This is a genomic window from Sorangium sp. So ce726 (genome assembly GCF_051521405.1).
Lineage (GTDB): Bacteria > Myxococcota_A > Polyangia > Polyangiales > Polyangiaceae > Sorangium.
In genome coordinates this window covers 1,738,260-1,749,951 of the sequence record NZ_CP150349.1, presented here as the reverse complement: position 1 = coordinate 1,749,951, position 11,692 = coordinate 1,738,260, and the positions used below count along the sequence as shown (strand labels likewise).

Genomic DNA, 11,692 nt, shown 5'->3' with positions numbered 1-11,692 from the left:
TCTGACCGTCTCGGTGAGGGCGGCTCGGCGGCTACCTCGTTCGCCGCTGTTTGCCCTCGCGCGCTGCAGGGGAGGCCCCGCCCTCGCGCAAGCTCTCGTTCAGGTGCTCTCGCACGTCCGCGGGCCAGGAGCGCGTCAGCTGGGTGAAGCGCCGCTTGTCCGATGCGAAGAGCGCGCGCGACGCCTCCTCAAACAGGGGCAGGTCGCCGGCCATGACCCACATGAATTACCCGGGTAGATTTTCTTGGCAAGGGCCAGGTGCGACGAGCGTGGCGCGGAGGTTCCGCTCTTGCGGTTTTCCGTGCAAAAGCACAGAGTGGCGGGATGATGAAGCCCTCGTGCCTTGTGGCGATCGCCGCCTTGCTCGCAGCGCCGCTGCTCACCTCTTCTTCAGCGCGGGCGGACATCCCGCCGCCCGACGCCTGCGACACGCCGGGGTCGAGCTGTAACAACGCAGGACCCGCTTACGACGAGCCTGGCACGTGCACGCAGCAGAAGTGCCAGCGAACGCTGCCGGGCGAGGACGGCGGCGTCGTCACGATGGAATACGACTGCAATCTGTGCATTTCCTCGGGCGGGAGCTCGACGTCGACCTCAGGCGGGAGTTCGACGTCGGCTTCAGGCGGGAGTTCGACGTCGGCTTCAGGCGGGGACTCGACGTCGGTTTCAGGCGGGGACTCGACGTCGGCCAGCAGCGCAGGCGCGGACAAGGCGTCATCGGACGACGGCGGCTGCGCCATGAGCGGCGCCGCCTCGGGCGGCGCGATGGCCGGGCTGATGCTGCTCTGCGGCGCCGCGGCGCTCGTGACCGCCCGCCGGCGCCGCTGAACCGAGCCTCGGCCGTGCGAGCGCCCGGTCCTCCGCCTGCGAGCGTGGCCCGCCTGCTCGAGCGCGGCGTCGCGCCGCTCGACGGCGCGCGGCGGCACCTCTTCGGCCTGCTCCGCCGGAGCGAGCTCGCGATCGCGGTCGTGGCGCGCCCCGATCGCAGGATAGCCACCCTCGCCGCGGCCAACGCGCTCGGGGCCTTCACCATGGCGGTCTTTGCGCCGAGCGCGCTGCTCGTGCTCGGGCCCGTCCTGCTCGGCGTCCTGCACGTCGCGGCCGACGTGCGCTACCTCGTGCTGCGGCGCGGGCTGCCGGCGTGGTGGCGCGGCGTCGTCTGGGCGGCCTGCGCCGCGCTGGTGGGGATGCGGGGCGCCCAGGAGCTCTTTGGCTCGGCCGCGGCGCTGCTCCGCGCCGAGCACGCATTGCTCGCCGCCTGGCTCGGCGCCGCGGTCGTCGCCGGCGCGCTCGCGTCGCGCGCGTGGCGGCGCGTCGCGCTCGCCGCCGCCGCCGCCGTGGCGCTATCGGCGGCGGCGCTCGCCGAGCCGCGCGGCTTCCGGCTCGTCCTTGCGCACGCGCACAACCTGGTCGCGCTCGCGTTGTGGCTCGCGCTCTTCCGCCGCCGGGTGCGCGCGGTCGCCTGGCCGCTCGGCCTCGTGCTGGCCGGGACCGCGCTCCTCGCGAGCGGGGCGATGACCTCGCTCACCCTGCGCGCCGGGTGGCTGGACGCCTTCGGGCTGCACCTCTTCCTGGCGAGCGACTGGCTCGCTCCCGGGCTGCCGACCCGCTCCGCGGTGGCGCTCACCGCATGTTATGCGTTCCTGCAGTCCGTCCATTACGCGGTCTGGCTGCTGCTCATTCCTCAGGAAGATCACCCGGGCCAGCGGACAACCACCTTCCGCATGTCCGCGCGCTCGCTCCGGCGCGACTTCGGGGACGCAGGGCTCGCCGCCGTGGCTCTCATCGCCAGCCTGGTGCTGCTCAGCGCCCTGCGCAGCGCGCTCGGCACGCGCAACCTGGTGCTCTCGCTCGCCTCCTTCCACGGGTACCTGGAGCTCGCGCTGCTCGCGTACTTCTATGTCCGCGGCGACGTCGGCCGGCGCGCCGCGGAGGCGCGCCAGGAGCGGTCCGGGCCCGCGCGCGGGGTGAACCGCGGCGGGCCCGAGATCGCGGCGCAGCCGGCCGCGCCATGAGCCGCGTCTTCACCGATCCGCTGGTGGCCGCCTGGGCGCGCGCGTTCGCGTTCACGCTGCTCATCGAGCTCGCCGTCGCCTCACCGCTGCTCGGCGCGGCGGAGCGGTCACGAGGCCGCCGCGCCGCGCTCGTGGCCGTCGCCAACCTCGCGAGTCACCCGGCGGTGTGGTTCATCTTCCCCGCGCTCGCGATCGGCGCCACGGCGCGACTGGCCCTCTCGGAGCTCTGGGCGGTGCTGCTCGAGCTCGCAGTCTACCGGCTCGCGCTGCGCGATCTGCCGGCCATGCACGCCATCGCGGCCTCGGCGCTCGCGAACGGCGCGTCGCTCGGGCTCGGGCTGCTCCTGCGCGCCACGACCGGCTGGGTGTGAGCCGGCCACGAAGCGCCGCTCCGCCGGTTCCGAAGCAACACCACCGCGGACAGCGCCCCCGCGGGCGGGCTCGTCCGATGCGACATCGTTCGTTCGCCGACAGCGTGGGTGTTCGTCGCACGCAGCGCGGACGGCTCCGCTGCGCTATGACTGCGAGATGTCTGGTCCAGGGCGCCCTCAGTACCCTCCGCAGCAGCCGCCTCAGTATCCTCCGCAACCGCCGCCTTACTACCCCCCGCAGCCGCCGCCTTACTACCCTCCACCGCCGCCGCAGCGCCCGAAGTCAGGCCTGTCGCCGCTCGTGATTGTGCTCATCGTCCTCGGCGGGTTGTTCGCGCTGGGCGTGGGCGCCATCCTCGTGATCGGCGGCGCTGTGTACCTGGTGGCGAGCGCATCGCCGGAGCAAACCGTCGTCGAGACCACGCCTTCCGGCGTGTCGACCGCCGGCGGCGTCTCGCCGGTGGTGCCCAGGTCGAAGAGCACCCCGCTTCGCCCCGACCAGGAGGCCGGCGAGGCGGCGGGCGAAGACCCGTCCGCCGGCGACCGTGCCGCGGGTGAGGCCCCGTCGCCTGCTGCCGACGACGAGACGGGCGAGGCGCCGGCGCCTCTGTCGACAGCGGCACGGACGCCCGCCTCCCCGAGCGAGGGCTCCTCGAAGGGAAGCCCGAGCAACGGGAGCGCGGCGGGCGGGACGTCCTGGTGGTGTACGGCGAGCGCGTCCGTTCGCGTCTGCGGCTTCGCGGGCGCGTGCAACTATCAGATGGTGTTCGGCAATGGCTCGGCGAACGATCGCTTCCTGGCGTCGCAGCAAGCGAAGCATGCATGCGAGGCGAGCGCCCGCGCCAGGGGCGCCACAGCCTTCTGCGTCGTGCAGTGCAGCGCTCGTTGACGGGCGACGAGTCGCTCGTTCCGCTGAGCTCTCTTCAGCAGCGCCACCAACCGCCGCTATCGTCGTAGCAGCTCTTCTATCACGGCGAGCCGCCGCCGACCCCAGAGTAGCCGCCCCCGACCCCGGAGGAGCCGGTCCCGCTCCCGGTCCCGGTCGCGGGATAATAGCCGCTGGTCACGCTCTCGACGGGGCCCGAGCCTCCGTTTCCGCCGTAGTAGTAGTCGTCCGGATCTTCGTAGACGCTGACGCCGAGGTTCACCTTGCCGTTGAGCCACAGCTCGCTGCTCCCGATACCGAACGCATACTCAGCCCAGGTCGTCGAATGCGGCGAGACGTACACGTAGACCGATTGCGACGATAGCAGCGTGGCCTCCACGTTGGGATCCGTCACAGTGCCGTCCTCGACCTTCTCGAAGTGCCAGCCCGGAAGGAGCCTGACGTTGTAGGAACCCCGCTCCAGATCGACGAGGATGGAGCTCGCGTCCGGATCCTCGTCCTCGCTGCTGACCGTCACCACGGTTCCGTAGCCACCACCGACAGCCATGGCGGAGGTATTCTCATCTTCGTAGTAGTAATAACCGTTCGAGATCTCGAACGTGGCGTCGCGAAGCCGATATCGCGCTCCAGACGCTGCATCGGCCGCGAGCGGCAAGCTGATCGAGCCGACGTCCGGCCCGCGATCAGCAGCCTGCGAGCCGCAACCGCTGAGCAAGGCCGCGAACACCACGCCAGCCGCCGCCACCGACCCAAACCCTCTGATCGTCTTGGTCATTCTATCCTCCAGATAAGCTGCCCCCTCCAGACCGACGGCGGCGTGTGCCGTGACCTGCCACCGGTCCAGAGTGGGCCACCACCTGAGAGCAACCCTCGGGCCAGTTTGAATTTGCCGAGAATTCGTGGAAACGGCGGTAGCCGCCCAGGAATCTGGCCAGAGTGTGTCAGCCATAATGAGCCAAGTCTGGCCTGTGCCACCGTCGAGCATGTGCCACCTCGAACGCGTGCAGGCCGAGCGCGGGGACGTGGGGGCGCCGAGGGCGTTCGTTCAGCCGAACCCGATCTGCCCGTCATCAAGCCGAGGGCTCGGCGGCAGCTACCCCTCGCCCGAGAGCACCGCGGCGATCGCGACGCGCTGCCCTCGCGGCTGCCCCGCCGCGTCGGCATGGGCCATGTCGAGGGCGGCCAGCACCGTCGACAGCGTCGTCTGGTCCAGGACCGACGACGCCTCGACGGCGTGGAGGTCTTCTCCCACGAAGTTCTTCGGGCAGGCGTCGATGACCGGCAGCGCGCGCTCGCTGGCCGGCGCGAACCGGATGGGCAGGCCGTGCGTGCGGCAGATGAGCGGCCGCGCCGCGTAGATCGCGCACCTCCCCTCCCCGTCGAGCGCCGGGCAGACGCCCGGATCGCCCGCCCGCGCGCGCTCGGCCAGCGCCGCGCGGTCGGCCTCCGGGAGCGCCGCGAGCGCCTCACGGATCGCGTCGGCCTCGATCGACGTCACCGAGAACCGCCGCCGGCAGCAGTCGCTGCACCCCGTGCGGCAGGCCATCCGCCCGCCGTGGCGGGCGCTCGCGCTCGCGAAGAACGCGTCGACCTTGGTGAAGAGCTCGTGGAGGCGCTCGCGCGGCGTGCTGGGCATTCGCCGGCGTCTATAGCGGGGCGGATCCTCGAGCGCCACGGCCGCATCCGCGCCCCTCGGCTCGCCGCGGCGTGCTTTCCACCTTATCCGGCGGCCACAGCGCGGCCGTTGACAACCTCCAGCGAGGGCGCGTGCCGGGCCACGAGCTGGGCGACCTCGCCGCGGCAGGAGCCGCACCCCGTGCCGGCCTTGGTCGCGGCGCACGCCGACTCCAGCGAGCAGGCGCCGCCCTCGATGGCCTCCCGGAGGGTCGCCTCGCTGACCTTGTGACAGTTGCAGACGATGCGCTCGGCCTGCGCCGCCGGCCCCGCGCCGCCGCCGGCGCAGAGCGCCTCCAGAGGATCGGCGGGCAGCGGATCGTTGCGATCGAAGAGCTGCACGAGCGTGGCCGCGGCCGCGGTGTTGCCGACGAACTGGGCGCCTAACAGTCGCCCGTCGCGGATGATCAGCTTCCGGTACGTGCTCTTCCGCGTCTCCACGACCTGGAGCACATCGTCGCTCTCGAGCTCCGGCTCGGTGCTGCCCATGGAGGTGACGTCGACGCCCGCCACCTTCAGCCGGGTATACAGCTTCGTGCCTCGGTAGCGCGCCTGCGGGTTCGCGCCTGTCAGGACGTCGGCGAGGACGGCGGCCTGCTCCCAGATGGGCGTCACGATGCCATAGAGCCTGCCCCGGTGCTCCGCGCACTCGCCGATCGCATAGATGCCGGGCACCTGGGTGGCCATCGTGTCGTTGACGACGATGCCCTTGTTGATGGGCAGGTTGGAGGCGCGCGCGACATCGACGCGAGGCCGGACGCCGCACGCGAGGACCACCATGTCGGCCGGCAGGACGCTGCCATCGTCGAGACGACAGCCCTCGACCGCCTCGTCCCCGCAGATGGCCTCGACGGTGCGCCCGGTGCGGACGAAGATGCCGCAGCGCTCGATGTGCTGTTCGAGCATGTCGCCGCCCATCTGATCGAGCTGCGCGTTCATGAGGCTCTTCGCCACGTGGATGACGGTCACGTGGAGGCCCATGTCGCTCAGCACCTTGGCCGCCTCCAGGCCGAGGAGCCCGCCGCCGACCACGATGGCGTTGTCCCCCGCCCGCGCGCAGCCGCGCATCCGGACGCAATCGTCCATCGTCCTGTACACGAAGACGCCCGGGCGCAGATCGCCCTCCGAGGTCGTCATGCCCTCGAGCGGCGGGACGAGCGGCTGGCTGCCTGTCGCGAGCACGGCGACGTCGTAACGATGGCGCGCGCCGTCGGCTGCCACGACCGCCCTCGACGCGGTGTCGATCCGCGCCACGGAGGTCCCGCTGACGAGCCGCACCCCGTTCCGCTCGTACCAGGCGGGGGGCTTCGTGACGATGGAGTCGGGCGCCTCCCCTGCGAGCACCTTGCTGAGCAGGACGCGGTTGTAGGCGCCGCCCCGCTCCTCGCCGAAGACGGTGATGTCGTAGCGGTCCCTCGCGCCGCGCGACATCAGCTCGTCCAGCAGGCGGCACGCCGCCATGCCGTTGCCAACGATGACAAGGTCCTTCCTTCGCATCAGTTCGACTCCGAGACCCGGCGCGCCCTGACGGCGCACACCTTGAACTCCGGCATCCGGCTGGTCGGGTCCAGCGCCGGCACGGTGAGGACGTTGGCGGCCTTCCTGCCGCCCCAGTGAAACGGAGCAAAGAGCGTGTCCGGCCGGATCGAAGGCACGACCGCGACCCGGAAGGTGACCGCCCCTCGCCGGCTCTCGACGAGCAGGGAGTCGCCCTCGACGACGCCGAGGCGCGCCGCCAGCCTGGGGTGGACCTCTACCTTCGGCTCAGGCTTGGCCTCTTCCAGCTTGGAGACCCGGCGCGTCTGGGCGCCGGAGTTGTAGTGTTCCTTGTAGCGGCCCGTCGTGAAGTAGAACGGATAGGCGTCGTCGGGGAGCTCGGCGGCGGGGCGGTGGTGGACCGCGTGGAACCGCGCCCGGCCGTTCGGGTGATGGAACCGCTCGGCGAAGAGGCGCGGAGTCCCCGGGTGCTCGACCGACGGGCACGGCCAGAAGACGCCCCGGTGCCGGCGTATCTTGTCGTAGGTGATGCCGCTGTAGTCCGCCTTGGCGCCCGCGGTCGCCCGGCGCAGCTCATCGAACACCTGCTCCGCGGACGTGTACTGGAAGTGCCTGCCCGCGCCGAGGCGGCGCGCGAGCTCGCAGAAGATCTCGATATCGGTCTTCACCTCGCGGGGCGCCGGGCGGACCTTCTGCCGCAGGATCACCCGCCCTTCGAGGTTCGTCATCGTCCCCTCCTCCTCCGCGAACTGGGCGACCGGAAGGAGGACGTGGGCGTCTCGGGCCGTCTCGTTGACGAAGGCGTCACAGACCACGAGCAGATCGAGCGAGGCGAGCCGCCGCTCGATGTTGAGCGCGTTCGGCGACGCGACAGCCACGTTGGATCCGAACACGAGCAACGCGCGGATCCCCCCCTCGGGGCCGAGCGCGTCGAGCAGCTCGTAGGCGCTCTTCCCCTTGGCCGGCAGCTCGGCAGGGTCGATGCCCCATATGCGGGCGATGGCCGCCCGGTGCTCCGCGTCCTCGATGTGCCGGTAGCCGGGGAGCTGATCCGCCTTCTGGCCGTGCTCGCGGCCCCCCTGGCCGTTGCCCTGCCCGGTGAGGCAGCCATAACCGCTGTACGGCTTGCCGACCTTGCCGAGCGCGAGCATCAGGTTGATGAAGGAGAGCACGGTGTCTGCCCCCTTCGACTGCTGCTCCGGCCCGCGGCCGGAGAGCAGCATGCTGCTCGGCGCCTCGGCGAGCAGCCGTACGGCCTTGAGCTGATCCTGCGTGGAGACCCCGGTCAGCCGCTCGACGTGCGCCGGGTGGTACGAGAGGACGGCGCGGCGGAGATCGTCGAACCCGTCCGTGCGCGCGGCGATGTACGCCGTGTCGATGAGCTTCTCCTCGAGGGCGAGGTAGAGGAGGCCGTTGGCGAGCGCCAGGTCGGACCCGGGCGTGGGCTGGAGGTGGAGCGCCGCGGCGCGCGCCGTGTCGGTGCGCCGCGGGTCGACGACGATGAGCGCGCCGCCGTTGTCGCGCTGCGCGAAGATCCATTGCATGATCGGCGGCAGGGTCTCCGCGCAGTTCGCGCCCCAGAGGAGGAGCGCCTTGGTCTGGGCGATATCGGACACGGGGAACGGCAGGCCGCGGTCGATGCCAAACGCCTTGTTCTGCCCTGCGGCCGCCGAGGACATGCAATAGCGGCCGTTGTAATCGACGTTCGGCGACTTGAGGGCGAGGCGGGCGAATTTGCCGAGGAGGTAGGTCTTCTCGTTCGTCAGGGCGCCGCTGCCGAACGCGGCCAGCGCCTCGGGGCCGTGGAGCTCGCGCAGCCGGAGGAGCCGCTCGGCGATGAAATCGAGCGCGGTGTCCCAGCGCGCCGGCAGGAGGCGGCCGGCGCGACCGCGGATCTTCGGCACCGTCAGCCGCTCGGGGTGCTCGAGCAGCGCCGCGGAGGTGAACCCCTTGATGCACATCTGCCCGCGGTTGACGGGGAAATCGTCGTCCGGTCGGACGTCGATCGCCCCCGCGTGGTCCGCGCGATCCGTCATGACCACGCCGCACTGGAAGGCGCAGTAAGGACAGTGGGTGTGCGTGGTCGTCTCGGAGGTGACGATCTTGAGCCGAAGGGAAGAGCGCGGTGCCATGGAGTCGCGTCAGCCACCCTCACCGAGCGCGTCGAGGAGGCTCTCCGTGGTGTAGCAATCGCTCTGTTTCGAACGTATTTCCGCGGAATGTGAAGGGAGTGAACTTGTCGGTGGCCGACGCCGCCGGGGAGCGGCCCTCATCGCCGGGCCACATCGGCCCCTCCGGAAGCGAAGCCTCCGAGCGGCGCTGGTCTCACGCGCTACGCGGCGGCATGCGGCGCGTGCGGCTCGCCGTGACGCCGGCGCAGCAGGAGGTTCTCCCCCAGCGCCCACATCTCGGCCCCGTCCCCGCGCACCTCGAACAGGGTGCTCCAGGTGCCGGACGCCTCACCTCGCCAGGTGTGGCCGCCATCGATGGAGCGCAGGAGCACGCCGCGCGCGCCGCACGCCCACAGCGTGCCGGCGTCGTCTCCCCAGAGGCTCCTGAGGCTGCCGGAGACCTGGGCCAGCACCTCCCAGGTCGCGCCGCCGTCTCGAGAGCGCAGCACGTCGCTGACGCCCAGCCCACCAGCCACGAAGAACTCGTCGTCCCTGCCCCAGATCGCGGACAGATCGCGGGAACTGCCGCTCTCCGCGGCTTCCCACGTGGCGCCGTCGTCGACCGTGCGGACGATGGTGCCGCCGGAGCCGACCGCCACGGCGCGCTGCTCCGGCCCTGCCCAGACGGCGCGTAGGCGCGGCTCGCATGGGACCTCCAGCTCCAGCCATCGTGAACCGCCCGCGACGAGGCGGCAGACCCGGCCATCGAGGACGGCGAACGCCCTTGTCTCACCCTGCCCGTGGACCGAGGCGCCGCCGGGTTTGCCTGTCACTTTCATCCAGAAAGCCCCGCCGTCCTCGGTCCGGATCTGCGAGGTGCCCTCGCCGACAGCCAGGATTGTCTCGCCGCTGCCCCACACGGAGATCAGCGCGCCGGCGTCCTCCACGGCGCTCCTCTCCCAGGTCTGGCCGCCGTCGTGGGTTCGCGCGATGGTGCCTTCCTCACCCACCAGCACGACCCTCCCCTGGCCTTGCACCCAGAGACCCCGGAACTTTCCTCGAACAGGCACCTTTTCCCAGGGCCCATCGAGCGGCGCGTCCCCTGCCTGGACTGGCACCTTGGTGAAGCTCTTGCCGCCATCAAGGGATCGGGCGGCGGGGCCGTCTCCCACGCACCAGATCGCGCCCTGGTCATCGCCCCACGCCGCGAAGCGGTGCTGATCGGACCGGAGCGCGGTGCGCCTCCAGGTGCGGCCCTCGTCCTCGCTGACCGCCAGGATGCCGGTTTCGCCGGACGCGATCACGAGGCCCGAGGCGCCGAGCCACAGCGCCTTGATCGAGCGCCCGGTCCCGGTGGAATGCGACTCCCAGGACGCTCCCCCGTCCCGGCTCGCGTGGGCATGGCCGTCGCCATCGCCCACGATCACGAGCCCCCCTCGCGCGCAGAGCGCCCTTGGACTCCGGCCCGGGACGTTGTGGCGCGTCCATGTCGCTCCTTGCAGGGTGGCGAGCTGTCCTTCGAGCGCCAGCGCGAGGAATCGGCCCTCGGCGTCGACCGCGGCGGCCTCCAGGCAGAGGTCTCCGGGGCTCGGCCCGGCTCCCCAGATCTGGCCGTGATCGCCGGACCGCAGCACCGTCCCGCCGAGCCCCACCGCGATGGCCTCGCCGTCGTCCCGCAGGGCGACCCCGCGCAGATCCGCCGTCGCGCCGCAGCCCACGTCGGACCAGCGCTGCCCGTCATCGCGCGATGAAAGCAGGGTCCCGCAGTGTCCGGCGGCGATCAGCGCCGCGCCGGCGCCTGCGAGCGCGCTCAGGTCCTGGCGGGTGGACGTCTGCACCCTCTTCCAGCGCTGGCCGCCGTCCTCCGAGCGGAGCACGTGCCCCTCGGATCCCGCGATGACAATCAGGCGACCTCGTCCCCAGACGGCGCTGTGCCGGATGCTCATTCCGGGCACAATACCAGGCCGGTGCACCGGGGGCGCTCGCGATCGTGTCCAGGCCCCGCGCGCTGCCGGCGAAGGCACGCGACGGTCGACATCGTCGGTTGGCAACGGCGGTGGTCGTCCGATGTCTCGTGCCCTCACCACAAGGAAGATCGGCGTGAGGACGGCGGCGTGTACCAGCTGCCCGACATCCGACAGGAGCGGGGTCAGACATCACCGGGCTCCTTCCGGAAGAAGTGACCGTGCAGGAACTGCCCGGTCGCCGGATCTCGGTGATAGTTGTACTTGAAGCAGCGGTTGGGGCAACCCACATCAAACAGGTCTGGCGAATCGTGGACGCTCAGCACCGCCGAACATGAGGGGCAAACGGCCTCCACGCCCTCGTGCCTCGCGATGCAACCGCAGAGGTGCTGGATGCGTCGACCTTCCGCCTGGTACCGATCGCGGCGGGCGGGAGTCCAGAGGTAGAGCGGCTTGTTCCTTCTTGCCGAGAACGCCCTGGCCTGCGCACGGAACACCAGCTCGACCTTGATCGTGTCATCGCCCGACGAACGATGAAACGCGAACTCCAACTTATAGATGTCGCGGACCGCGCTGTTCGGACCGCAGTACCTTTCGGCGTCGTAGGCCGCCACCAGGGCTCCGCTCGTCGACTCAAAAGGCTGTTCGACCTGTGGCAGCAATTCCTTTTCCAGAAATGCGCCAAGCGCCTCCTTGAGCTCCGAGGTCATCGCCCCCGAGTGGTAGGCGCTCGCAAAGGGGCCGAATTGAATGTTGGCGAAGGCAGGATGCATCTTTGATACCCAATACCGTCGTTCAGCAGCGGGCGCCAGAGCGACGGCGAAGGCCGCAGGCTGTGGCGTGAGAGCGGCCCCTTCAAACCATGGATAAATTGCTGATACAGCGTCACTTTTCCAGGAGGGAGGCGGATCGCCTAAAGTGCTCGATGTCAACCAGCGCGTACAGCGTGGCTGTACGGCGGGACCGGTGATGCCACGGGCCTTCTTTCGCGGGCGATGCGGCGGCGGAGGGCGCCCCGGCCCCCTGGAGAGGCGTTGACTGCCGCCGGTGCTCGACGGACCTACCCCATGGCGCTGGACAGCATCGGGGCCTTGCGGCGCAGAGCCGATTCATGAGACGTTTCGTGGGGGAGGCCACAAGAGGCGGCGATCTCGACAGACCTGGTCCGGCGGCT

Annotated in this window: 10 protein-coding genes and 1 pseudogene; 4 read left to right on the top strand and 7 right to left on the bottom strand. The window is 70.9% G+C overall.

Annotated features, from left to right (window positions below):
- Positions 1-31: 31 nt before the first annotated feature.
- A pseudogene (locus WME79_RS06600) lies at positions 32-226 on the bottom strand (DUF2239 family protein); the annotation flags it as partial.
- Positions 227-324: 98 nt separating this feature from the next.
- Between WME79_RS06600 and WME79_RS06595 the strand changes: the two are divergent.
- The 4 genes from WME79_RS06595 to WME79_RS06580 all read left to right on the top strand — a co-directional run bounded on the left by WME79_RS06595 (position 325) and on the right by WME79_RS06580 (position 3,275).
- A complete protein-coding gene (locus WME79_RS06595; RefSeq protein ID WP_437533402.1) occupies positions 325-828 on the top strand; it encodes a hypothetical protein in 504 nt (167 codons plus the stop codon).
- A 14-nt stretch (positions 829-842) separates the two neighbouring features.
- Entirely contained in the window at positions 843-2,015 is a 1,173-nt protein-coding gene (locus WME79_RS06590; protein WP_437533399.1) for a hypothetical protein, read from the top strand.
- On the top strand, positions 2,012-2,386 hold the full coding sequence (locus WME79_RS06585; RefSeq protein ID WP_437533393.1) for a hypothetical protein: 375 nt from the start codon (positions 2,012-2,014) through the stop codon (positions 2,384-2,386). Before WME79_RS06590 ends, WME79_RS06585 begins: the two co-directional genes overlap by 4 nt.
- Positions 2,387-2,543: 157 nt before the next feature.
- On the top strand, positions 2,544-3,275 hold the full coding sequence (locus tag WME79_RS06580; RefSeq protein ID WP_437533390.1) for a hypothetical protein: 732 nt from the start codon (positions 2,544-2,546) through the stop codon (positions 3,273-3,275).
- A gap of 79 nt (positions 3,276-3,354) precedes the next feature.
- On the opposite strand, the gene WME79_RS06575 is transcribed toward WME79_RS06580, so the two are convergent.
- The 6 genes from WME79_RS06575 to WME79_RS06550 all read right to left on the bottom strand — a co-directional run bounded on the left by WME79_RS06575 (position 3,355) and on the right by WME79_RS06550 (position 11,291).
- Positions 3,355-4,047, bottom strand: coding sequence for a hypothetical protein (locus WME79_RS06575; protein ID WP_437533387.1), 693 nt, complete (start codon positions 4,045-4,047; stop codon positions 3,355-3,357).
- Between the two features lie 318 nt (positions 4,048-4,365).
- Entirely contained in the window at positions 4,366-4,908 is a 543-nt protein-coding gene (locus WME79_RS06570; protein WP_437533384.1) for a YkgJ family cysteine cluster protein, read from the bottom strand.
- 83 nt (positions 4,909-4,991) lie between these two features.
- Entirely contained in the window at positions 4,992-6,443 is a 1,452-nt protein-coding gene (locus tag WME79_RS06565; RefSeq protein WP_437533383.1) for an FAD-dependent oxidoreductase, read from the bottom strand.
- Positions 6,443-8,575 (bottom strand): molybdopterin oxidoreductase family protein, encoded by a 2,133-nt coding sequence (locus WME79_RS06560; protein ID WP_437533380.1) that lies wholly within the window; start codon positions 8,573-8,575, stop codon positions 6,443-6,445. The genes WME79_RS06565 and WME79_RS06560 overlap by 1 nt, the downstream gene beginning before the upstream one ends.
- Positions 8,576-8,775: 200 nt before the next feature.
- Complete coding sequence (locus WME79_RS06555) at positions 8,776-10,500, bottom strand: WD40/YVTN/BNR-like repeat-containing protein (protein WP_437533377.1); 1,725 nt, start codon at positions 10,498-10,500, stop codon at positions 8,776-8,778.
- Positions 10,501-10,703: 203 nt separating this feature from the next.
- Complete coding sequence (locus tag WME79_RS06550) at positions 10,704-11,291, bottom strand: hypothetical protein (protein WP_437533374.1); 588 nt, start codon at positions 11,289-11,291, stop codon at positions 10,704-10,706.
- Positions 11,292-11,692 lie beyond the last annotated feature (401 nt).

Excerpts from the sequence above, each read along its gene's own strand:
- WME79_RS06595 (WP_437533402.1), top strand. The coding sequence starts at position 325 with ATGATGAAGCCCTCGTGCCTTGTGGCGATCGCCGCCTTGCTCGCAGCG.
- WME79_RS06585 (WP_437533393.1), top strand. The coding sequence starts at position 2,012 with ATGAGCCGCGTCTTCACCGATCCGCTGGTGGCCGCCTGGGCGCGCGCG.
- WME79_RS06580 (WP_437533390.1), top strand. The coding sequence starts at position 2,544 with ATGTCTGGTCCAGGGCGCCCTCAGTACCCTCCGCAGCAGCCGCCTCAG.
- WME79_RS06575 (WP_437533387.1), bottom strand. The coding sequence starts at position 4,047 with ATGACCAAGACGATCAGAGGGTTTGGGTCGGTGGCGGCGGCTGGCGTG.
- WME79_RS06570 (WP_437533384.1), bottom strand. The coding sequence starts at position 4,908 with ATGCCCAGCACGCCGCGCGAGCGCCTCCACGAGCTCTTCACCAAGGTC.
- WME79_RS06565 (WP_437533383.1), bottom strand. The coding sequence starts at position 6,443 with ATGCGAAGGAAGGACCTTGTCATCGTTGGCAACGGCATGGCGGCGTGC.
- WME79_RS06560 (WP_437533380.1), bottom strand. The coding sequence starts at position 8,575 with ATGGCACCGCGCTCTTCCCTTCGGCTCAAGATCGTCACCTCCGAGACG.
- WME79_RS06555 (WP_437533377.1), bottom strand. The coding sequence starts at position 10,500 with ATGAGCATCCGGCACAGCGCCGTCTGGGGACGAGGTCGCCTGATTGTC.
- WME79_RS06550 (WP_437533374.1), bottom strand. The coding sequence starts at position 11,291 with ATGCATCCTGCCTTCGCCAACATTCAATTCGGCCCCTTTGCGAGCGCC.